Source organism: Pseudomonas sp. FP1762 (genome assembly GCF_030687105.1).
GTDB classification, from domain to species: Bacteria; Pseudomonadota; Gammaproteobacteria; order Pseudomonadales; family Pseudomonadaceae; genus Aquipseudomonas; species Aquipseudomonas siliginis.
Genome location: NZ_CP117458.1, coordinates 3,515,703 through 3,535,632 on the forward strand (window position 1 = coordinate 3,515,703; position 19,930 = coordinate 3,535,632).

The 19,930-nt window shown below is 59.7% G+C and carries 24 protein-coding genes; 14 read left to right on the forward strand and 10 right to left on the reverse strand.

Annotation, left to right across the window (positions count from 1 at the left end):
* Positions 1-19: 19 nt before the first annotated feature.
* The gene (locus PSH90_RS15505) at positions 20-1,387 is read right to left on the reverse strand and encodes an MFS transporter (protein ID WP_305380960.1); all 1,368 of its coding nucleotides are present in this window, start codon (positions 1,385-1,387) and stop codon (positions 20-22) included.
* 119 nt (positions 1,388-1,506) lie between these two features.
* Here PSH90_RS15505 and PSH90_RS15510 point away from each other — a divergent pair, with 119 nt between their 5' ends.
* Positions 1,507-2,406, forward strand: coding sequence for a LysR family transcriptional regulator (locus PSH90_RS15510; protein ID WP_252884376.1), 900 nt, complete (start codon positions 1,507-1,509; stop codon positions 2,404-2,406).
* 104 nt (positions 2,407-2,510) lie between these two features.
* Here PSH90_RS15510 and PSH90_RS15515 read toward each other — a convergent pair whose 3' ends face one another.
* On the reverse strand, positions 2,511-3,155 hold the full coding sequence (locus PSH90_RS15515; protein WP_252878428.1) for a DUF6338 family protein: 645 nt from the start codon (positions 3,153-3,155) through the stop codon (positions 2,511-2,513).
* A gap of 189 nt (positions 3,156-3,344) precedes the next feature.
* Entirely contained in the window at positions 3,345-3,680 is a 336-nt protein-coding gene (locus PSH90_RS15520; RefSeq protein WP_056789890.1) for a hypothetical protein, read from the reverse strand.
* Between the two features lie 184 nt (positions 3,681-3,864).
* On the opposite strand from PSH90_RS15520, the gene PSH90_RS15525 reads away from it, so the two are divergent.
* A complete protein-coding gene (locus PSH90_RS15525) occupies positions 3,865-4,104 on the forward strand; it encodes a hypothetical protein (RefSeq protein ID WP_041480783.1) in 240 nt (79 codons plus the stop codon).
* Between the two features lie 64 nt (positions 4,105-4,168).
* Here the strand turns inward: PSH90_RS15525 and PSH90_RS15530 are convergent, their stop codons facing one another.
* On the reverse strand, positions 4,169-4,366 hold the full coding sequence (locus PSH90_RS15530) for a hypothetical protein (protein WP_056789288.1): 198 nt from the start codon (positions 4,364-4,366) through the stop codon (positions 4,169-4,171).
* A 218-nt stretch (positions 4,367-4,584) separates the two neighbouring features.
* On the opposite strand from PSH90_RS15530, the gene PSH90_RS15535 reads away from it, so the two are divergent.
* Positions 4,585-4,947, forward strand: coding sequence for an NUDIX hydrolase (locus PSH90_RS15535; RefSeq protein ID WP_150741031.1), 363 nt, complete (start codon positions 4,585-4,587; stop codon positions 4,945-4,947).
* 3 nt (positions 4,948-4,950) lie between these two features.
* Here the strand turns inward: PSH90_RS15535 and PSH90_RS15540 are convergent, their stop codons facing one another.
* Positions 4,951-5,193, reverse strand: a complete 243-nt coding sequence (locus tag PSH90_RS15540; RefSeq protein WP_016775073.1) for a DUF1652 domain-containing protein — start codon at positions 5,191-5,193, stop codon at positions 4,951-4,953.
* Positions 5,194-5,298: 105 nt separating this feature from the next.
* Positions 5,299-6,198, reverse strand: coding sequence for a polysaccharide deacetylase family protein (locus tag PSH90_RS15545; RefSeq protein ID WP_305380961.1), 900 nt, complete (start codon positions 6,196-6,198; stop codon positions 5,299-5,301).
* Positions 6,199-6,396: 198 nt separating this feature from the next.
* Between PSH90_RS15545 and PSH90_RS15550 the strand changes: the two genes are divergently transcribed.
* Positions 6,397-7,077 (forward strand): SOS response-associated peptidase, encoded by a 681-nt coding sequence (locus PSH90_RS15550; protein WP_150741033.1) that lies wholly within the window; start codon positions 6,397-6,399, stop codon positions 7,075-7,077.
* A 263-nt stretch (positions 7,078-7,340) separates the two neighbouring features.
* Positions 7,341-7,613 carry a hypothetical protein gene (locus PSH90_RS15555; RefSeq protein ID WP_041480791.1) on the forward strand — a complete coding sequence of 91 codons (273 nt, stop codon included), beginning with the start codon at positions 7,341-7,343 and terminating at the stop codon, positions 7,611-7,613.
* Between the two features lie 44 nt (positions 7,614-7,657).
* On the opposite strand, the gene PSH90_RS15560 is transcribed toward PSH90_RS15555, so the two are convergent.
* A complete protein-coding gene (locus tag PSH90_RS15560) occupies positions 7,658-7,801 on the reverse strand; it encodes a hypothetical protein (RefSeq protein ID WP_164488351.1) in 144 nt (47 codons plus the stop codon).
* A 129-nt stretch (positions 7,802-7,930) separates the two neighbouring features.
* Here PSH90_RS15560 and PSH90_RS15565 point away from each other — a divergent pair, with 129 nt between their 5' ends.
* Positions 7,931-8,317, forward strand: a complete 387-nt coding sequence (locus PSH90_RS15565; RefSeq protein ID WP_041480792.1) for a DUF2784 domain-containing protein — start codon at positions 7,931-7,933, stop codon at positions 8,315-8,317.
* Here PSH90_RS15565 and PSH90_RS15570 read toward each other — a convergent pair.
* Complete coding sequence (locus tag PSH90_RS15570; RefSeq protein ID WP_305380963.1) at positions 8,314-8,841, reverse strand: DUF3087 domain-containing protein; 528 nt, start codon at positions 8,839-8,841, stop codon at positions 8,314-8,316. The genes PSH90_RS15565 and PSH90_RS15570 overlap by 4 nt on opposite strands.
* Positions 8,842-9,063: 222 nt before the next feature.
* Here PSH90_RS15570 and ppnN point away from each other — a divergent pair, with 222 nt between their 5' ends.
* On the forward strand, positions 9,064-10,437 hold the full coding sequence (gene ppnN, locus PSH90_RS15575; protein ID WP_056789275.1) for a nucleotide 5'-monophosphate nucleosidase PpnN: 1,374 nt from the start codon (positions 9,064-9,066) through the stop codon (positions 10,435-10,437).
* A 202-nt stretch (positions 10,438-10,639) separates the two neighbouring features.
* On the opposite strand, the gene PSH90_RS15580 is transcribed toward ppnN, so the two are convergent.
* Both PSH90_RS15580 and PSH90_RS15585 read right to left on the reverse strand, forming a co-directional pair.
* Positions 10,640-12,043, reverse strand: coding sequence for an FAD/NAD(P)-binding protein (locus tag PSH90_RS15580; RefSeq protein ID WP_305380964.1), 1,404 nt, complete (start codon positions 12,041-12,043; stop codon positions 10,640-10,642).
* On the reverse strand, positions 12,044-12,607 hold the full coding sequence (locus PSH90_RS15585) for a helix-turn-helix domain-containing protein (protein WP_056789270.1): 564 nt from the start codon (positions 12,605-12,607) through the stop codon (positions 12,044-12,046). It lies immediately after the preceding gene.
* Positions 12,608-12,692: 85 nt separating this feature from the next.
* Here PSH90_RS15585 and PSH90_RS15590 point away from each other — a divergent pair, with 85 nt between their 5' ends.
* The 7 genes from PSH90_RS15590 (at position 12,693) to PSH90_RS15620 (ending at position 19,857) form a co-directional block, all read left to right on the forward strand.
* Positions 12,693-13,628: a DMT family transporter gene (locus PSH90_RS15590; protein ID WP_305380966.1), complete on the forward strand. Its 936-nt coding sequence runs from the start codon at positions 12,693-12,695 to the stop codon at positions 13,626-13,628.
* A 171-nt stretch (positions 13,629-13,799) separates the two neighbouring features.
* Positions 13,800-16,718, forward strand: a complete 2,919-nt coding sequence (locus PSH90_RS15595) for a monovalent cation/H+ antiporter subunit A (RefSeq protein WP_305380967.1) — start codon at positions 13,800-13,802, stop codon at positions 16,716-16,718.
* The gene (locus PSH90_RS15600) at positions 16,718-17,062 is read left to right on the forward strand and encodes a Na+/H+ antiporter subunit C (RefSeq protein ID WP_016775082.1); all 345 of its coding nucleotides are present in this window, start codon (positions 16,718-16,720) and stop codon (positions 17,060-17,062) included. Before PSH90_RS15595 ends, PSH90_RS15600 begins: the two co-directional genes overlap by 1 nt.
* Positions 17,059-18,738: a monovalent cation/H+ antiporter subunit D gene (locus PSH90_RS15605; RefSeq protein ID WP_095180236.1), complete on the forward strand. Its 1,680-nt coding sequence runs from the start codon at positions 17,059-17,061 to the stop codon at positions 18,736-18,738. The genes PSH90_RS15600 and PSH90_RS15605 overlap by 4 nt, the downstream gene beginning before the upstream one ends.
* Positions 18,735-19,223 carry a Na+/H+ antiporter subunit E gene (locus PSH90_RS15610; RefSeq protein WP_041480806.1) on the forward strand — a complete coding sequence of 163 codons (489 nt, stop codon included), beginning with the start codon at positions 18,735-18,737 and terminating at the stop codon, positions 19,221-19,223. Before PSH90_RS15605 ends, PSH90_RS15610 begins: the two co-directional genes overlap by 4 nt.
* Positions 19,220-19,498: a K+/H+ antiporter subunit F gene (locus PSH90_RS15615; protein WP_041480807.1), complete on the forward strand. Its 279-nt coding sequence runs from the start codon at positions 19,220-19,222 to the stop codon at positions 19,496-19,498. Before PSH90_RS15610 ends, PSH90_RS15615 begins: the two co-directional genes overlap by 4 nt.
* Positions 19,495-19,857, forward strand: coding sequence for a Na+/H+ antiporter subunit G (locus PSH90_RS15620; protein ID WP_041480808.1), 363 nt, complete (start codon positions 19,495-19,497; stop codon positions 19,855-19,857). Before PSH90_RS15615 ends, PSH90_RS15620 begins: the two co-directional genes overlap by 4 nt.
* Positions 19,858-19,930 lie beyond the last annotated feature (73 nt).

Here is a 19,930-nt window from a genome sequence, read left to right on the forward strand (position 1 = left end):
TGACAGATCAACAATCGATTCAGTGGCTCGCAGCCGGACGAGCCGGCGCCACAACGGCGGCTTCGTCACTTGGCTTTGCCGGGGTTTTACCTTTGGCGCCAGGCGCCGTGCGGGCGAAGAAGATCACCACGGCAGCGATCAGCGATGTCGCCGCCAGGCCATACAGGCCGCCCTCGATGGAGCCGGTGGTTTGTTCAAGGATGCCGAACGCGGTCGGCGCGACGAAGCCGCCAAGGTTGCCGATGGAGTTGATCAGCGCGATCACCGCCGCAGCAATGCGCGCATCCAGATAGCTCTGCGGAATCGGCCAGAACAGCGCCGACGCCGCTTTGAAACCGATGGCGGCGAAGCAGATCGCGACAAAGGCAAACACCGGCCCGCCGGTGGTCGACATGAACATACCGATGGCGGCGATCACCAGGGTCAGCGCGACCCAGGCCTGCTGGAATTTCCACTTGCCGGCCAGCGCCGCGAAGCCGTACATGGCGACAATCGAAATAATCCACGGAATCGAATTGAGCAGCCCGACCTGGAAATCACCGAGGTTGCCCATCTTCTTGATCATGCTCGGCAACCAGAACGTCGCGCCGTAAATGGTCAGGGCAATGGAAAAATAGATGAAGCAGAACAGCGCGATCTGTCGGTCAGCCAACAGCTTGAACATCGACGGCTTGGCGACTTGTACCGCTTCACGAGCGCGCTGCTCCTCGGCAATCGCCGCGACCAGTGCGTCTCGCTCTTCCTCGCTCAGCCACTTGGCTTGGCGCGGGTGCGATTGCAGCCAGAACCAGACGAATGCGCACAACACCACCGAAGCCGCGCCTTCGATCAGAAACATCCACTGCCAACCGTGCATGCCCAATCCGCTGATATGCAACAGCGCACCGGACACCGGGCCGGAAATCACCGAGGCAATCGCTGAGCCGCTGAGAAACACCGCCATGGTTTTGCCGCGCTCGGACGCTGGCAGCCATTGGGTGAAGTAATAAATGATCCCCGGGAAAAACCCGGCCTCGGCCGCACCGAGAATAAAGCGCAGCACGTAGAAACTGGTTTCGCCCTGAACAAACGCCATGGCCATGGCCGCAGCGCCCCAGGTAAACATGATCCGCGTCAGCCAGACACGCGCGCCGTAGCGCTGCAACAGCATGTTCGACGGCACTTCGAACAGCGCATAACCGATGAAAAACAGTCCGGCGCCAAGTCCATAAGCCGCTGCGCCAATGCCCAGATCGGTCTCCAGATGACTGCGCACGAAACCGATATTGACCCGGTCGATGTAGTTGACGATGAACATCACCACGAACAGCGGCAGTACGTGGCGTTTGACCTTGGCGGCGGCGCGGGCGAGCACCGTGATGTCCGGCGGACTCTGGAGGGTTTTCAAGGGGCGACTCCCGATCTTGTTTTTTTAGGGATGACTTGAAGCGATGAGCCGATCATGGACGCCCGGCATTGATCCCGTCTAATCTAAACAGGCATTCGATTGATACCTGGATTAGATCAATGTTCGAACTCACCCAACTGCGCTGCTTTACCACGGTCGCCACCGAACTCAACTTCCGCCGCGCCGCCGAGCGTCTGAACATGACGCAGCCGCCGCTGAGTCGGCAGATCCAGTTGCTGGAGCATCACCTTGGCGTCGAGCTGTTCACCCGCAGCACACGCAGCGTTGCGCTGACGGCGGCAGGCCGGGCATTTTTCGTTGAAGCGCAGAATCTGCTGGAGCGCGCCCAGCAAGCAGCGATCACCGCACGCCGGTTTGCCGAGGGCGATATTGGTTCGGTAAACATCGCGTTTGTCGGCAGCGCGGTGTATGAGTTTTTGCCCAAGGTGATCGCCGAAGCGCGACTTAAACAGCCCCAGGTGAAAATCGATCTGGCAGAGATGAACACCTATCAACAGCACGAGGCGTTGCGAGCTCGCCGTATCGACCTGGGCATCGCACGGGCGCCATTGCAGGAACCGGGCTATTCCACCGAATGCCTGGTGCGCGAACCATTTGTGCTGGCAGTGCCCAGCGGGCACAAGTTGGCAAACGCGACTGAAGTGTCTGTCGCCGATCTGGATAAACAACCGTTCCTGATGTACTCCCATGAAGCCTATCCGCCGTTCAACGAACTGTTGACCGGCACGCTACGCTCAGCGCGGGTGGCGCCGGATTACGTGCAGTGGCTGGGCTCGTCGCTGACGATTCTGGCGCTGGTCAACGCTGGCATGGGTCTGGCGCTGGTACCGCGTTGCGCTACCAGCGTGGTGTTCAGGAATGTGGTGTTTCGCGAGATCGATCTGGGCGAAGGGGTGCAAAGCGAACTGCATCTGATCTGGCGGGAGAACAATGACAACCCGGCGTTCGCGATGTTGCTGGAGGCGATTCGCCGGGCGGTGGTGCAGGGTTGGGGCTGAAGAAGTTTATCGTCTAGACCGTGGTTTCAGAGGCGGCGGCGCACTGGGTCCCTTGATCAAGGGCACGTCGAGCATTTTTCCGTCCGGCCCGACAAAGAGTCGCTCTAAATGCTTTGGCATGGGTTGTGGTGCTCTGGCAGTTGGCATGTTGATCCCTCTGATACTGGGCTGAACTCGACCCATTTGACTTTCGCGGAATCTATCAACAAAAACTCCGCGCCAATAGATGCAGGTTGGCCATCATCCGTGAGCCAACGCGGATATTTCATGACAAACTGACCATTTGATGATTCCCGTGGCCACTCGACCGGCCAGCCAAATACGCGCCTTTCGTCGCTTAAATGCAGGGTTATAAAGCGCTCATGTTGGGCAAAGGCGCAGAACCATTCACTGGGGAAAGAAGATTGTTTCGTGACGTTTCGCTTACGTAACCAGCCGTGCAATTTGTCACTCGTTGCCAGGTAACAGGCAAACAATCCCAGCATCAGCGAAAACATAAATGCCCAGAGCGTTTGCGCCCGATCATCCCAGTTTCCTAATGAAAAACCCTTCGAGCCAATCCACAAACAGAGGTTGCCCACCGCCAACACCGCGCCCTGAATCACAAATGTGAATATCAGCGCCTGCACGATCTGGCCGAACGTATCCGGTCGCTTGAATGCCGTAAGTGAATAGAAGATCCAGGTCGATAGAAAACCTGGGATTAGATACTGCAACAGCGGAATGATGTCCTTGACCAGATCATCCATGATCCGAGGCTCCTTTCAGTCATGCCGAACCCGTCACGGGCCGACATTCAAAGCCTAGTCAAGGATTCGGCAGCGCCTCGCGGGCAACTGTCACAGCTCATTGCGAGCGTTTGGCTGGAGTCTCCATCCGATGAAAAAAGGCAGACATCGAACTTCGGTGTCTGCCTTTTTTGAGATCCGGGCGCCCGGTTACAGGCAATCACGCACCGATTGGCGCAGCGATCCGGACTTGGCCCACGGCGGCCCCTGGTAGAGGGACACCTTGCTACCGTCCTTGTATTTGACGATATCGAGAATCTCATCCGCCGTGATAATGCTCGGCGCGGTAATCCGGTAGCCGTTGGAAATCGACGTCTGCGAGGTCCTGGCAACATCCTTCTGCCACAACGGTAACAAACACGCAGCATATTCCTTGGGTGGCTTGTCACTGGCCTTGCTGAGGTTTGGCTCGCCCGGCACCAGCGACGCCGGTAACGAGCACCCCGTCAACAGAGCAAGTGCCAGACTGCCGATCCATACGCGCATGTTGTTTACCTGTGCGGAAAAAAGCTGAATGTACCGTTTAACCGCTTGCACATCCATCGTGGCAACCCGCCGTTACCGGCGTTTGGACAATTTTTCACATCGGTTCAGCCGGGCGTCAGATGACTTGGCCGCATCCGGGGAAATGCGACTACTCTTTTCTTCCGAGAACGTTCAGGAGGTGATCATGCGGCTCAATGAATACGAACACGAACTTCAACGGGATTTGCAAAGCGTGGCGTCAGACCTGAGATGGTCGGCGGTCGACCTCAAACGCATTGCCGAACAATTGCGCAAATCAGGTAACGAAGCAGACGCCCAGACCGTGCTGCGCTCCTGCGAAATCCTGCAAAGCGACGAAGAGAGATTGCAGATCTATGCCAAGGAGGTGAAAGCCCGGACCATCAGCCGAATCAAGGTGCACTGACAAGCGTTCCAAAGCCACAAATAAGAAGCCCCGGTCGAAACCGGGGCTCTTTCGTTATAACGCATCAACTGACGTTCTGGCTTTGCACCCGTTTGGGGCGTTGCTTGTAACCAGGAAGCGCCGCCGCATAGGCCATCGCTTCCTCCCTGCTGGTGAATGACGCCAACCGGTCGCCCTGAGTGCATACCCGCCACGGGCCGTTGTTCACACTGAGCACATCGTAACCATTCATGTGCAGCTTGTTCAGCATTGGAATGCTCATAAGCACCTCCCTTTTGCCAACGGTGTTTTCGGTGTACAGGCCCACCTTACACCCGGTACCTGCTTCGTTGTAAACCCGAACTCACCCTGCATTCGTCAATCCACTGGCACTTTTTGCTGGGCAAGTAGCTCCCAATCAACGGGGAACCTTTAAATCTGCTTGCGGCTCGAATATTGCAGTTTAATTACATTTTTATGACAAGCATCAGCAGGGCATTCATGAAAGTACGCGCTACCGTCATTTGCGAACAGGATCGGCATATCCTCCTGGTGCGCAAACCCCGCCATCACTGGTCGCTGCCCGGAGGCAAGATCGAGCCCGGGGAAACCCGCGCGGCGGCTGCCGTTCGCGAGCTGGAAGAAGAAACCGGGCTGAATGCCGAGGACGTCCTGTATCTGATGGATCTGCAGGCGGGCAGTACGCGACATCACGTTTATGAGGCGTCGGTGGTCAACATCGACGACGTGCGCCCGCAGAATGAAATCGTCGATTGCATCTGGTATCCGCTCGATGCCCTGCACAATCTTGAAACCAACGACGCGACACGGCGCATCGTGCAGGCCTTTCAACGCCGTTTATGACAATCAGCCGGCGAACGCCCGGCGACCGGCGCTGATTTCCGTGCGCAACTCACCGATGAAATTGGAAATATCGCGAATCGTCACCAGATGTTCGGGAGAAACGCCGTCAAGCAACAACTCGACACGCCCACTGCCCGGCTCATACACCTTGATCCGCAACAGACCTTGTCCGGTCGGTGTGCAATCACACTTGAACGTGGGGAAGCCTGACTCGACGATCCGGCAAATATCGGCAATGGCAAGCATGGACGGGCGCCTCGCAGGCGGAGAATCGATCCATCGAGCATAGACGTACGGTCTGTTAATTGCCCGCTCGGGAATGCCAAGCCGATCACAACTCACTCACGCCATTCAATGCGCGTCGTGATCCCAGATCCAGTTCCACATACCGGGCAGATTCACCGGCTCAGCGCTTTGTTGAACCGTACGCACCAACGCGGCTTTTTCCAGTGCGGCCTGATCGTCGTAGAACGGCTTGTCGGCGAGTCTGACCCCGCTCGCCGCGGCGGTATCGAGCAGAATCTGCAGATATTCGCGAGTGTGGCGCGCGGTGTAGCGATTGAGATCATGGAACGTCACCACGACCGGAATCACGCCATCCACGGTCGGCAATTGACCCACCGCGATGCGCTCGCGCACTTCCGATAACTGCCGCAGCATGTTCGCCCGACGCCGAGGGCTGGCGTTGAAGCCCCAGATCTTGCCGTCGTTGGCACTCAGGTCCGTGAGCAAGACGTGCAAGCCGTGTTTTTGATAGGCCGCAAATGTGCGCTTGTCGTAGTTCCAGAACGGTGGGCGCAACAGCTTGGGCGGCGCCCCGGTGATAGCGGCAATGTCAGCACTGCCATCGGTCAGCGACTGCTCCAGTTCTTGTGGATCAAGCGAGCGGTGGTTGGTGTGCCAGTGAGTCGCTGTGTGAAACGCGAGGATATGTCCCTCGGCGTGCTCACGACGCATCAGGCTGCGACCGATCTCGCTGTCGCCTGCCCTGGGTGCTCGGGTCTGCACGAAAAACACGGCTTTGATGTCTGCCTGCAGCGGATTGCTTTTGAGGCTGTCGAGCACCGTCGCCGTGGGATTCCACCATCCTGAAGCGCTGGGGCCATCGTCAAACGTCAGCAGAAAACGTACGGGGGCCTGTGCCTTCAGGCGCGTTTCGGTTTGCGTGGTCATTTCAATCGGCGCGGCGATGCAACCGGCCAGACCGAGCGCGATGAGCGCAACACAAAGAAGTTTGCATCCGGATGTCATGTCTTGCCCCGAGGCCGCGGCCGTGGTGTTGTCGAATGGCAAACCTCCCTCGCCTTTGTCCATCCCTGCGCGGCTATCCGCGAGCGCAGGTTGGATAAGGTACACAGGGTTTGGTTCCGGTGCTGGTTCCAGTGCGTCATCGGCCAGGCACGTCGGCATGTCCGACTAGACTCAAATTTCCTCAAGGAGATTTCAGCCATGTGCGGAAGACTCACGCAGTACCGTGGGATTCACGATTTCGTCGCGGTGCTCAGCATCCCCGATGCGTTGATCAATCACGTTGGCGATGCGCAGCTCAATCGCTACAACGCAGCGCCCACCACTGCGCTGGCGGTTCTGCATCAGCACGAACAGGCTATTCATGCCGACAATCTGCGCTGGGGCTGGCGGCCGCATTGGGCCAAGGATCGTGCCGCGCCCATCAACGCACGGGTGGAAAAAGTCGCCCACGGCGCGTTCTTCCGGGCGATCTGGCGGCAGCGGCTGATTGTGCCGGTCGACAACTGGTTTGAATGGGTTGATACCGGGGAAAAATCCCGCCAGCCCTGGTTGATTCGTCGGGCGGATCAGGCTCCGGTTTTCTGTGCTGGTATCGGCCAGTTTCCGGCACCGGGGGTTGCGCCGAGGGAGGACGACGGGTTCGTCATCATCACCGCTGACAGCCTGGGCGGCCTCCTCGATATTCACGATCGCCGCCCGGTGGTCTTCGATTCGACGCGGGCTCGGGAATGGCTTGATCCGGCTACGCCAGTGGAGCGCGCCGAGCAGATGCTGCTGTTTGAAGGCGAGCTCAGTGATGCCTTCGAATGGTACAAGGTCGGCAAAGCGGTCGGTAATACGCGTAATCAAGGTGCGCAATTGATAGAACGAGTCGACTAAATAATTACTTCACTGCTGCGTTAATCAAGCGAGCCCGTCACTGAATCCCGCGCGTTACAAAAAGTGTTTCAACCGCGATACAACCTCCGTAAAACAGCCGTTTGAGCGAATCAACCGCCTGTCAGACATTTCGACAGTCATGCATACATTTCCCCGCGCTGCGGATAGCATGCGCGCCGCCTTTCCGATTGGTATACCAGTTGACCAAAGAGTCAAAGAAATCAGGAATCCATCAACAACTTTCAAGCCTTGCAGAGAAATAAGTGAGCGACGATTTTGCAATCAAACAGGTCAGCGGCCTGAAGTGTGTCCATCTGTCCAAGACAGAACGCCTGGAACTCGACTGTTTTATCGGCCATTACATCAAGACCCGAAACCTGCACAGCGTGCCCGATATCGAACGCACCCTGCGCAGCACCCTCGAGGGTTATCCCGGCCATCCGCCGGTGATGGTCAATGAGCTCAATGCGTGGATCGATCGAACGTTGGGGTATCGAGCGACCTACCCGGATTTCACGCAGCTGGAAGACTTCTGAAACGCGAAGAGCCCCGCTGATGCGGGGCTCTTCGTATGCGCTGTTCAAGGTTTCAGAGGACGCTCCTGATCGCGGTCCGACAGCTCGCGGCTGTCATCATGCTTCCAGGTTTTTTCCTGCCTCTTCTGCTGCTCGATTTCTTCTTCCGTTGGCTCATCATCTTCCGCGCGCGTTTGCTCAGTTGCCATGTGCACCTCACCTCAGAACAGTTGATGATCGTTAAAGGGTAGAACACTTTTGCGCGCCCAGATTCACCAACGCATTTTGTCCCGCGCGGCGTACCATAGCGCCATCTCCCCTTACGTCAGGAAGACGCCATGCTGTACCGAATCGCCGCCGACGGGCTGGTGCTGTTTCACTTGTGTTTCATCTTGTTCGTACTGTTCGGCGGGCTGCTGGTGCTGCGCTGGCCACGGTTGATGTGGCTGCACCTGCCGGCGGCTGCCTGGGGCGTAGCGGTCGAGGTGTTGCACCTGACCTGTCCGTTGACCTACTGGGAAAACCTCATGCGCCACGCGGCCGGGCAGACCGAATACGCCGGCGGCTTCATTGAGCATTACATCTGGCCGATCATCTACCCGGCCGGTCTGACGCCGCAGATTCAACTGGCACTTGGCAGCGTGGTGCTGGCGGTCAACCTGTTGGTGTACGCACGACTGCTGCGTTCGTGGAAACTGCGCCGCGCCCGGCGCATTCCGTTTTAACGCGAGGCCGGTTTCAACGTTTCCAGCCACTGCGGATCGAAGCGTGGCTGGTCAGGATCAAGGCCCAGCGCCTGCATCCGCGCCTTGTGCTGTGCGACTTCGCCACGCAGTTGTCCATGATCGCTGGAGTTGCCGTCCAGCTCATGCATCTGCAGCAGTCCCAAGTGGTAGAAACGCATCACCTTCATCGCCGTCGGATCGTTGTTCTGCGCCGCCGCTGTTACCTGATGCATCATATTGGTGATGCTCATCAGATTGCGCTTGAGGCGCCAGCTGTACACCGCCGGGGCCATCCAGGTCTGATGCCAGAAACGTCCGCGCAACAGCGCCGCCGTCAGCAGAAACGCCACAAATACCCCGCCCACGTTGAATCGCAGATTATCCCCATCGGGCTCGCCAAATACCGCCACCGCGACAGACGAAAACAGCATGGCCAGCAGCAGAAACAGCACGGCGATGATGATCGTGCTGCGGCGGGTCTGCTGACGAAAGGTAGCGGGGTCCATCGGCTGAATCTCGAACATCGAAAATGACTTCCTTGAGTGACAAAACGCGCAACGGAAAAAACTCGCCGGCGCATTATCGCATCGCACCGGGTTTTAGCTATGCTGGGGCTCCTTTTCATCTTTTCAAAGTCCAACGGGACATGGCGGTATAGCGCAGATCGTGCCATCTTCATTCATGGATACACACTATTCGGATGCCATCCGCTGCGTTGTGGATGACATCGTTTTAAGGATCACTGCATGACCCAAAGACACGTAATCAATGCCTCGGTCAGCCCGAAAGGCAGTCTGGAAACCCTTTCTCAACGTGAAGTCCAGCAACTGAGCGAAGCCGGATCCGGCAGCACTTATACCCTCTTCCGCCAGTGCGCCCTGGCCATCCTCAACACCGGCGCGCATGTCGACAATGCCAAGACCATCCTCGAAGCCTACAAGGACTTCGAAATCCGTATTCACCAACAGGATCGCGGCGTACGCCTGGAGCTGCTGAACGCTCCGGCCGACGCGTTCGTCGACGGCGAGATGATCGCCAGCACCCGCGAAATGCTCTTCAGCGCCCTGCGCGACATCGTCTACACCGAGAACGAACTCGACAGCCAGCGCATCGACCTGAGCAATTCCCAAGGCATCAGCGACTACGTGTTCCATCTCCTGCGCAACGCGCGCACCCTGCGCCCGGGCGTCGAGCCGAAAATCGTGGTGTGCTGGGGCGGCCACTCGATCAATACCGAAGAATACAAATACACCAAGAAAGTCGGCCACGAACTGGGCCTGCGCAGCCTCGACATCTGTACCGGTTGCGGCCCTGGCGTGATGAAAGGTCCGATGAAGGGCGCGACCATTGCCCATGCCAAACAACGCATTCACGGCGGTCGCTACCTCGGCCTGACCGAGCCAGGCATCATCGCCGCCGAAGCGCCGAACCCGATCGTCAATGAGCTGGTGATCCTGCCGGACATCGAAAAACGTCTGGAAGCCTTCGTCCGTGTTGGCCACGGCATCATCATTTTCCCGGGCGGCGCCGGTACGGCCGAAGAGTTCCTGTACCTGCTCGGCATCCTGATGCACCCGGACAATGAAGGTCTGCCGTTCCCGGTGATCCTCACCGGGCCGAAGCATGCCGCGCCGTATCTGGAACAGCTGGATGCGTTTGTCATCGCGACCCTCGGCGAAGAAGCCAAACAGCATTACGAGATCATCATCGATGATCCGGCCGAAGTAGCGCGGCAGATGACTCAAGGCTTGAAAGCGGTGAAGCAGTTCCGCCGCGAGCGTAACGATGCGTTTCATTTCAACTGGCTGTTGAAGATCGATGAGGGCTTCCAGCGTCCGTTCGATCCGACCCACGAAAACATGGCCAACCTGAAACTGCACCGCGACCAGCCACCGCATGAACTGGCGGCCAATCTGCGTCGGGCGTTTTCCGGGATCGTCGCCGGTAACGTCAAGGACAAGGGCATTCGTCTGATCGAAGAGCACGGGCCGTATCAGATCCGTGGCGATGCGGCGATCATGCAGCCGCTTGATGCACTGCTCAAAGCCTTCGTCGCCCAGCACCGGATGAAACTTCCGGGTGGCGCGGCGTATGTGCCTTGCTACCGGGTCGTCGCATAATCTCAAGCCGTCACAAAAGCCCAATGTGGGAGCTGGCTTGCCAGCGATAGCGGTCTTTCATTCAACAGAGACGTTGAATCAGATGACGCTTTCGCGAGCAAGCTCGCTCCCACAGGACTTATGGTGTGCCGCAAATTGTAGTCACAACCTGAATCCCATTGTGGGAGCGAGCCTGCTCGCGAAGAGGCCCAAGAAAAACACATCAGTCTCTCAGGCTATCCACCAACCGCCGAGCCAACGCTTTAGCCTGCGCAGCGACGTCCGTCACCGCCGTACTCTCCCACCACATCCCGCGCAACGGCGGGCCCATGGCAAACAGCTGACTACTCACCCGCCCTTCGGCATCCACCACTGCGCCATCCTTTGCCGAGATCCCCAGCGCCAACGGCCCCGGCCGCACCAGCCCCCGCGCCAGCAACTGCTGCGGCAACGGTCGTGCGACTCGCCGCCAGTCGTATTCAATACCGCTGGAGTTGATCAGCGCTGCACCGCTGACCACGCCTGTTTCAGTCTCACCCCGAGCACGGATGCGAATGGCCACAGCATCGCTCGCGCCGGGCTCAATCCCCTTGAATGACGCGGCGTGAATGCGCAAGCGTCCTTCCTTGTGCAGCCGTTCGATCAACTCGGCACTCAGTGGCGGCGAACGATGGTGGTGACTCTCCCACCATGGCCGTACATGCCGTACGAATTGTCGACGCTGCACGTCAGTCGCCTGACTCCACAACCGCGCGATATGCGCGCGAACCGTATCCAGCGGCGCCTGCCAGTCGACGCCTTGGGCGATTGCGTCGCGACAATGTCGGCGCAATTCGCGCACCAACTGGCGTGGCGTGCGGATGCTGTGATCTGCTGCCAGAAAATCCACCCAGGCCGGCGGTTGACGGCGCACGTGCGGCAGCAGGCCATGCCGGGAGAACACCTCGATCGGCCCGCGATGGCCGGCCTGCTCCAGCGACACCACGGCATCGACCATGGTCAGACCGGAGCCGATGATCAGCACGGTGGACTGCGGGTCGAGTTCGCGCATGGCCGCCACATCCCAGGGATCAAGCGCGGCGGCATTAAGGCCACTGGAGTGCGTCTGCGGCGTGCGGGCGGCGGGAAACATGCCGGTGGCCAGCACCGCCTGCGATCCACGCAAAATCCGGCCATCGCTCAAGGTGAGCTGCATTGAGCCGGTCCCGCTTTGCAAGTCGACGGCTTCAGCACAGATGTGTTCTACGGTCGAACCTTGCAGCGCGCCCACCGCCCGGGCCTCAGCCAGACGCTGTTGCACATAGACCCCGAACAGGCCGCGCGGCGGAAACAGCTCACTGACCGGCACGTCCTGCTCGGCAGATTCCGGCCAGCCGCCGCCGGCAATATGCGCGGTCAGCCACTGCGTCAGATCATCAGGATTATCCGGATCGACGCTCATCCGCGCCGCGTTGCCGTTCAGCGTATGTCCCAACTCGACTGCACTGTAAGCCTCACCACGTCCCAGTTCAGCGCGAGGCTCGATGATGAGAATCTTTAGTTGCCCCGGCAACCGGAGCAATTGCACTGCCAGCATCGTGCCGCTGAGGCCGCCGCCGATGATCAGGATGTCCGCAGTCTGCTCCATTCAGATCACCACATTACGCACGAACCGCGCAGCCACATCGCCATCGTTGCGGTAGGCATGCGGTTGATTGCTGGCGAACATGAAAAACTCTCCTTTGTTGATGTACTGCGGCTGATCGCCGAGCATCAGCGTCAGGCAACCCTCAAATACGTAGATCTGCTCGCTCCAGCCATCGGCGTCCGGTTGCGACGGATAAACCTCGCCCGGTTGCAGGCACCACTCCCATTGCTCGACTTCGCGGCTCGCGGTGGCTTTGGACAGTAGCACGGCTCTGCTGCCGGGAATCGTGCCCGCCCAGGCAACCTCATTGATCCGGCTCGGGTCGCGCGCATCGTGCGCTTGGATCAGATCACTGAACGCAACGTCGAGCGCTTCGGCGACGCGATCAAGCGTGGTCAGGCTGACATTCTTTTCGCCTGCCTCGATCGCCACCAGCATCCGTCGGCTGACCCCGGACTTTTCCGCCAACGCGGTCTGGCTCATATCCGCCGCATGGCGCAGGCGTCGAACGTTCTGGCTGACGTGTTGCAGGACGGAGGCTCGCTGAGTCGAATCTTTGTGCACTATATTGCTCACTCGGTGGAGTTGGGCAGTATACTGCGCAACGTTGGCGGCATTGTGCGGCCTCCCTTTTAATGTGCGCAAGGTCATGATGTCGCCAAACAATTCTGCGTCCCGAATCCGCTTTTCCCGCTTCAGCAAAGCCGAGTGCGTGCTGGTGCTGATCACCATGATCTGGGGCGGCACGTTTCTGATTGTGCAACATGCCATGACGGTCAGCGGCCCGATGTTTTTTGTCGGCCTGCGCTTTGCGGCCGCGGCGGCGATCGTGGCGATGTTCTCCTGGCGTCATCTGCGCGAACTGACCTTGTTCGAAGTGAAGGCCGGGTCGTTCATCGGCGTGGCGATCATGCTCGGTTACGGCCTTCAGACGGTCGGGCTGCAAAGTATTCCGAGCAGCCAGTCGGCGTTCATTACCGCGCTGTATGTGCCGTTTGTGCCGCTGCTGCAATGGCTGGTTCTGGGACGGCGTCCGGGGTTGATGCCAAGTATCGGGATCATGATGGCGTTTGCCGGACTGATGTTGTTGTCCGGCCCCTCGGGGGCGGCGTTGAATTTCAGTCCGGGAGAAATCGCGACCTTGATCAGCGCCGTTGCGATTGCTGCTGAAATCATTTTGATCAGCACTTTCGCCGGGCAGGTTGATGTGCGGCGGGTGACGGTGGTGCAACTGGCGGTGACGGCGGTGTTGTCGTTCTTGCTGGTGGTCCCGACCGGTGAAGTGATTCCGGAATTTTCCTGGTTGTTGCTGGTGACCGCTTTGGGTCTGGGCGCAGCAAGTGCGGCGATTCAGGTGGCGATGAACTGGGCGCAGAAGAGTGTTTCGCCGACTCGGGCGACGTTGATCTATGCCGGTGAACCGGTGTGGGCCGGGATTGTCGGACGGATTGCCGGAGAGCGCTTGCCGGCGATTGCACTGGTGGGCGCCGGGCTGATTGTGGCGGCGGTGATTGTCAGTGAGTTGAAGACCAAGGGAAGGTCCACCGAGGCAGAAGCTGAGCTGGAGCGGGAAACGCAGGCGTGACCCGCAATCTTTTTCTGGCTGCTCGCGAAAGCGCCGCACCATTGTTGCCCCTGAAACAACGCCAAACACAAAATTCCGGACTACTTTGTAGGATTCTGAGACATCCTCGCGTTTGGTGATCAGGGAGCTGGCACGTATGATGCTTCACAAACTTCCGCAGATTAGAAGCCTATGTCCCTGATAGTTCTACTGCTTCTGCCGTTCATCGGCAGCTGTCTGGCAGCGGTGCTGCCGCACAATGCGCGCAATGCCGAATCGCTGCTGGCGGGTCTGGTCGCTTTGATCGGCACCGTTCAGGTCGCGATGCTGTACCCGCAAATCGCCCACGGTGGCGTGATCCGCGAAGAATTCATGTGGTTGCCCAGCCTCGGGCTGAACTTCATTTTGCGCATGGACGGCTTCGCCTGGCTGTTCTCGATGCTGGTGCTCGGCATCGGCACACTTGTCTCCTTATATGCCCGTTATTACATGTCGCCGGACGATCCGGTGCCGCGTTTTTTCGCGTTTTTTCTCGCGTTCATGGGCGCCATGCTTGGCCTGGTGATCTCCGGCAACCTGATTCAGATCGTGTTCTTCTGGGAGCTGACCAGCCTCTTTTCGTTTCTGCTGATCGGCTACTGGCACCACCGCGCCGATGCGCGGCGCGGGGCTTATATGGCGCTGATGGTCACCGGTGCCGGCGGGTTATGTCTGCTGGCGGGGGTCATGATTCTCGGCCATGTCGTCGGCAGCTATGACCTGGACAAGGTCCTGGCCGCCGGCGATCTGATTCGTGCACATGCCCTCTACCCTGTTCTTTTGCCACTCATCCTGATCGGCGCGCTGAGCAAAAGCGCGCAATTCCCGTTTCACTTCTGGCTGCCCCACGCGATGGCGGCACCGACGCCCGTCTCGGCCTATCTGCACTCGGCGACCATGGTCAAGGCCGGGGTTTTCCTTTTGGCACGTCTGTGGCCGTCGCTGTCCGGCAGTGAGGAATGGTTCTACATCGTCAGCGGAGCGGGCGCCTGTACACTGTTGCTTGGCGCGTACTGCGCGATGTTCCAGAACGATCTCAAAGGTTTGCTGGCCTATTCGACCATCAGCCATCTCGGTCTGATCACTTTGCTCCTGGGCCTCAATAGTTCACTGGCCGCAGTGGCAGCAGTTTTTCACATTCTCAACCACGCGACGTTCAAAGCTTCGCTGTTCATGGCCGCCGGCATCATCGACCACGAAAGCGGCACCCGTGATATCCGCAAGCTCAGCGGTCTGATCAAACTGATTCCCTATACGGCGACGCTGGCCATGGTCGCCAGTGCCTCAATGGCCGGCGTGCCGCTGCTCAACGGTTTCCTGTCGAAAGAAATGTTCTTCGCCGAAACCGTGTTCATCAACGCCACCGCGTGGGTCGAGACCAGTCTGCCAATCGTCGCGACCATCGCCGGCATGTTCAGCGTTGCCTATTCCCTGCGTTTCACCGTCGACGTGTTCTTCGGCCCCACCGCCACTGACCTGCCGCATACGCCGCACGAGCCGCCACGCTGGATGCGCGCCCCGGTCGAGTTGCTGGTCTTCACTTGCCTGCTGGTGGGGATTTTTCCGGCGCAGATCGTCGGGCCATTACTCGCCGCTGCGGCATTGCCGGTGGTCGGTGGTGAGTTGCCGGAATACAGCCTGGCCATTTGGCACGGTTTGAACGCACCGATGATCATGAGCCTGATCGCCATGTCCGGCGGCATCATCCTCTATCTGCTGCTGCGCAAGCAGTTCAGGCTCGGCCATTTCAAGTATCCGCCGCTGGTGGGGCGCTTCAACGGCAAGCGTTTGTTCGAGCGCAGTCTGGTCGTGATGATGCGCATCGCCCGGCGCGTCGAGCGGCGCCTCGGCACCAAGCGTTTGCAGATGCAACTGTTCCTGATGGTTTCGGCCGCCGTGCTCGCCGGTCTGATCCCGATGCTGCACAGCACGCTGACCTGGGGCGACCGGCCGAAAATTCCCGGTTCCATCGTCTTCGTGACCCTGTGGCTGCTGGCGATCACCTGTGCGCTTGGCGCCGCATGGCAGGCCAAATATCACCGTCTCGCTGCACTGACCATGGTCAGCGTCTGTGGCCTGATGACCTGCGTGACCTTTGTCTGGTTCTCGGCGCCGGATCTGGCGCTGACACAACTGGCGGTCGAAGTGGTGACCACGGTGTTGATCCTGCTTGGTCTGCGCTGGTTGCCGAGACGCATCGAAGAAGTCTCACCACTGCCAGGCAGCCTGCGCAAGGCGCGTATCCGTCGTCTGCGCGACTTGCTGCTGTCGATTGCGGTCGGTGCGGGGATGGCGCTGTTGTCCTACGCCATGCTCACCCGGCAGACGCCGAACCATATTTCCTCTTTCTACCTCAGTCGCGCCCTGCCCGAGGGCGGCGGCAGCAACGTCGTCAACGTGATGCTGGTGGACTTCCGTGGCTTCGACACCCTCGGTGAAATCACCGTGCTGGTCGCCGTGGCGCTCACCGTGTTCGCCCTGCTGCGCCGCTTCCGCCCGCCGAAGGAAAGCCTGCAGTTGCCGGCGCAGCAACGCCTGCTCGCGCCCGACGTGGTCACCGATCTGGTCAACCCGCGTTCGGCCAGCGACACCGCGCTCGGCTTCATGATGGTGCCGGCGGTGCTAGTGCGCCTGCTGCTGCCTGTCGCGCTGGTGGTGTCGTTTTACCTGTTCATGCGCGGGCACAATCAGCCGGGCGGCGGTTTTGTCGCCGGGCTGGTGATGTCGGTGGCTTTTATCCTGCAATACATGGTTGCCGGCACGCAGTGGGTCGAGGCGCAAATGAGCCTGCGCCCATTGCGCTGGATGGGCACCGGTCTGCTGTTCGCCACCGCCACCGGTCTCGGTGCGATGCTGGTCGGCTATCCGTTCCTCACCACTCACACCTGGCACATCAGCGTGCCGGTGCTGGGCGACATCCATATCGCCAGTGCGCTGTTCTTCGACATCGGCGTGTACGCCGTGGTGGTCGGGTCGACGCTGCTGATTCTCACCGCCCTCGCCCACCAATCGGTGCGCGGCCACAAGACGGCCTCGCTGCCCAAGTCAGTCGCCAGCAAAGGAGCCGTCTGATGGAAGAAGTCATCGCAATCGCCATCGGCATTCTCGCCGCCTCCGGGGTCTGGCTGATCCTGCGCCCGCGTACCTTTCAGGTGGTCATGGGCCTGTGTCTATTGTCGTATGCGGTCAACCTGTTCATTTTCAGCATGGGCAGCCTGTTCATCGGCAAGGAGCCGGTGATCAAGGACGGCGTGACCCAGGACTTGCTGCATTACACCGACCCGCTGCCCCAGGCGCTGGTGCTGACGGCGATCGTCATCAGCTTCGCCATGACCGCGCTGTTCCTCGTCGTATTGCTCGCCTCGCGCGGCTTGACCGGCACCGACCATGTCGACGGCCGGGAGCCTAAAGAATGATGGCGATGACTCACCTGATCGCTGCACCGATCCTGCTGCCTCTACTGACCGCCGCAATCATGCTGATGCTCGGCGAGAAACACCGGCCGCTGAAGGCGAAAATCAACCTGTTCTCCAGCCTCCTCGGCCTGTTCATTTCAGTGATGCTACTGCAATGGACGCAGACCACCGGGGTGCCCGGCTCCATCGGTGTGTACCTGCCGGGCAACTGGCAGGCACCGTTCGGCATCGTCCTGGTGGTTGATCGCCTGTCGGCACTGATGCTGGTGCTGACCGGCGTCATCGGCGTCAGTGCGCTGCTGTTTGCCATGGCCCGCTGGGACGGCGCCGGCTCAAGCTTTCACGCTCTGTTCCAGATCCAGCTGATGGGCCTGTATGGCGCGTTCCTGACCGCGGATCTGTTCAACCTGTTCGTATTCTTCGAAGTGTTGCTCGCGGCATCCTACGGTTTGTTGCTGCACGGCTCGGGCCGGGCGCGGGTGTCGTCGGGGTTGCATTACATTTCGATCAACCTGTTGGCATCGTCACTGTTTTTGATCGGCGCTGCATTGATCTACGGGGTGACCGGCACGCTGAACATGGCTGATCTGGCGATGAAGATTCCGCTGGTGCCGGAAGCCGATCGTGGCCTGCTGCATGCTGGCGCGGGGATTCTTGCGGTAGCGTTTCTGGCCAAGGCCGGGATGTGGCCGCTGAACTTCTGGCTGGTGCCGGCCTATTCCTCGGCCAGCGCGCCAGTGGCGGCGATGTTTGCGATCATGACCAAGGTCGGCGTCTACACCCTGCTGCGCCTGTGGACGCTGCTGTTTTCCGGTCAGGCCGGCGCCTCGGCATTCTTCGGCGGCGACTGGCTCATCTACGGCGGCATGGCGACCATGGCTTGCGCAGGGCTGGCGATTATCGCCGCGCAACGCCTGGAGCGCATGGCCAGCCTGAGCATTCTGGTGTCGGCAGGCATCCTGCTCTCGGCGATCGGCTTCGCCCAGCCGAACCTGATCGGCGCTGCGCTGTTCTATCTGGTCAGCTCGACCCTGGCGCTGAGCGCGCTGTTCCTCTTGGCCGAACTGATCGAGCGCTCGCGCTCGGCCAACGAAATTCCGCTGGAGGACGAAAGCGAACTGCTTCCGCGCCCGCAAGAATCGCTGCAACCGCCCAAGGGCATCAACCTCGACGACGAACAGAAAGCCGTGGTCGGTCAGGTCATCCCGTGGACCATGGCCTTTCTCGGTTTGAGCTTTATCGCCTGCGCGCTGTTGATCATCGGCATGCCACCGCTCTCCGGATTTATCGGCAAGCTCAGCCTGATCGGGGCATTGCTCAACCCGTCGGGACTTGGCACTGCGGCGCCGCTGCCTCCCGGTGCATGGGGATTGCTGGCCCTGTTGATCCTGACCGGTCTGGCCTCCCTCATGGCCTTCTCTCGCCTGGGTATCCAGCGCTTCTGGACGCCGGAGGAGCGCCCGTCACCACTGCTGCGCAAACTCGAATGCGCGCCGATTTTTCTGCTGCTCGGGCTGAGCATTGTTCTGACGTTCAAGGCTGAACCGCTGTTGCGCTACACCCAGGCTACGGCCGATGCGCTGAACAATCCGCAGCAATATGTGCTCGCAGTTCTCGGTACACGTGCGGTGCCGAGCCCGCAAGCCAGAGCCGACATGCTCGAGGTGCAGCCATGAATCGACTGTTTCCGGCTCCGTGGTTATCACTGGCGCTGTGGGTCTTGTGGCTGACCCTGAACCTGTCCGTCAGCCCGGGCAACCTGCTGCTCGGCGCCGCGCTGGGTTTCGCCGCGCCGCTGATGATGCGCAAATTGCGGCCGAAACGTGCGCGCATTCGCAATCCGATGGCCGTGCTGCGCCTGTTTCTCCTGGTCGGTCGTGACGTGATCATGTCCAACCTGATCGTCGCCTGGGGCGTACTCAACGCCGGACGGCGCCCGCCCAACTCATGCTTTATCAAGGTGCCGCTCGATCTGCGCGATGCTCATGGTCTGGCGGCACTGGCGATGATCTGCACCGTGGTGCCCGGCACCGTATGGTCGGAGCTGGCGCTGGACCGCAGCGTTCTGTTGCTGCACGTCTGGGACCTGCACGACGAGGCGCAGTTCATCGAGCACTTCAAAAGCACCTACGAGCGACCGTTGATGGAGATTTTCGAATGAGCCCATTGCTGTCGAATGCGATTCTGCTGACGTTGTTTCTGTACTGCGTGGCGATGACGCTGACCCTGGTGCGCTTGTTCAAAGGCCCGTCAGCGCAGGATCGGGTACTGGCGCTGGATTACCTGTATATCGTCGCCATGCTGATGATGCTGACCCTGGGCATTCGCTACGCCAGTGATACCTACTTTGAAGCGGCGCTGCTGATTGCGCTGTTCGGCTTCGTCGGCTCGTTTGCCCTGGCGAAATTCCTGCTGCGTGGCGAGGTGATCGAATGAACGCCGAATTGTCTTTGTGGGTCGAGATTCCGGTGGCGGTCCTGCTGGTGCTCAGCGGCGTGTTTACCCTGCTGGGCGCAACCGGATTGCTGCGCATGAAGGATTATTTCCAGCGTATGCACCCGCCAGCGCTGGCCTCGACAATCGGTGCCTGGTGTGTGGCACTGGCGTCGATCATTTGCTTTTCAGCGCTGAAGTCCGGGCCAGTGGTGCATGCCTGGCTGATTCCGGTTCTGTTGGCGATCACCGTGCCAGTGACCACCCTGCTGCTGGCGCGGGCGGCGTTGTTCCGCAAGCGGATGGCCGGGGATGATGTGCCGGCAGAGGTGAGCAGTCGTCAGACTGAAAGTGGTAACTGATGATCATGTGGCGCCTGTGATGGCGCCATCGCTACACCAGGAATCCGCTCTCCCATGTGGGAGCGAGCCTGCT

Bases quoted from the DNA above. Each gene is read 5' to 3' on its own strand.
- PSH90_RS15560 (WP_164488351.1), bottom strand. From the start codon at position 7,801: ATGGCAACTGAGCAAACGCGCGCGGAAGATGATGAGCCAACGGAAGAA.
- PSH90_RS15550 (WP_150741033.1), top strand. From the start codon at position 6,397: ATGTGCGGAAGACTCACGCAGTACCGTGGGATTCACGATTTCGTCGCG.
- PSH90_RS15565 (WP_041480792.1), top strand. From the start codon at position 7,931: ATGCTGTACCGAATCGCCGCCGACGGGCTGGTGCTGTTTCACTTGTGT.
- PSH90_RS15515 (WP_252878428.1), bottom strand. From the start codon at position 3,155: ATGGATGATCTGGTCAAGGACATCATTCCGCTGTTGCAGTATCTAATC.
- PSH90_RS15610 (WP_041480806.1), top strand. From the start codon at position 18,735: ATGAATCGACTGTTTCCGGCTCCGTGGTTATCACTGGCGCTGTGGGTC.
- PSH90_RS15520 (WP_056789890.1), bottom strand. From the start codon at position 3,680: ATGCGCGTATGGATCGGCAGTCTGGCACTTGCTCTGTTGACGGGGTGC.
- ppnN (WP_056789275.1), top strand. From the start codon at position 9,064: ATGACCCAAAGACACGTAATCAATGCCTCGGTCAGCCCGAAAGGCAGT.
- PSH90_RS15535 (WP_150741031.1), top strand. From the start codon at position 4,585: ATGAAAGTACGCGCTACCGTCATTTGCGAACAGGATCGGCATATCCTC.
- PSH90_RS15595 (WP_305380967.1), top strand. From the start codon at position 13,800: ATGTCCCTGATAGTTCTACTGCTTCTGCCGTTCATCGGCAGCTGTCTG.
- PSH90_RS15580 (WP_305380964.1), bottom strand. From the start codon at position 12,043: ATGGAGCAGACTGCGGACATCCTGATCATCGGCGGCGGCCTCAGCGGC.
- PSH90_RS15525 (WP_041480783.1), top strand. From the start codon at position 3,865: ATGCGGCTCAATGAATACGAACACGAACTTCAACGGGATTTGCAAAGC.
- PSH90_RS15570 (WP_305380963.1), bottom strand. From the start codon at position 8,841: ATGTTCGAGATTCAGCCGATGGACCCCGCTACCTTTCGTCAGCAGACC.
- PSH90_RS15600 (WP_016775082.1), top strand. From the start codon at position 16,718: ATGGAAGAAGTCATCGCAATCGCCATCGGCATTCTCGCCGCCTCCGGG.
- PSH90_RS15590 (WP_305380966.1), top strand. From the start codon at position 12,693: ATGATGTCGCCAAACAATTCTGCGTCCCGAATCCGCTTTTCCCGCTTC.
- PSH90_RS15530 (WP_056789288.1), bottom strand. From the start codon at position 4,366: ATGAGCATTCCAATGCTGAACAAGCTGCACATGAATGGTTACGATGTG.
- PSH90_RS15510 (WP_252884376.1), top strand. From the start codon at position 1,507: ATGTTCGAACTCACCCAACTGCGCTGCTTTACCACGGTCGCCACCGAA.
- PSH90_RS15605 (WP_095180236.1), top strand. From the start codon at position 17,059: ATGATGGCGATGACTCACCTGATCGCTGCACCGATCCTGCTGCCTCTA.
- PSH90_RS15540 (WP_016775073.1), bottom strand. From the start codon at position 5,193: ATGCTTGCCATTGCCGATATTTGCCGGATCGTCGAGTCAGGCTTCCCC.
- PSH90_RS15615 (WP_041480807.1), top strand. From the start codon at position 19,220: ATGAGCCCATTGCTGTCGAATGCGATTCTGCTGACGTTGTTTCTGTAC.
- PSH90_RS15545 (WP_305380961.1), bottom strand. From the start codon at position 6,198: ATGACATCCGGATGCAAACTTCTTTGTGTTGCGCTCATCGCGCTCGGT.
- PSH90_RS15620 (WP_041480808.1), top strand. From the start codon at position 19,495: ATGAACGCCGAATTGTCTTTGTGGGTCGAGATTCCGGTGGCGGTCCTG.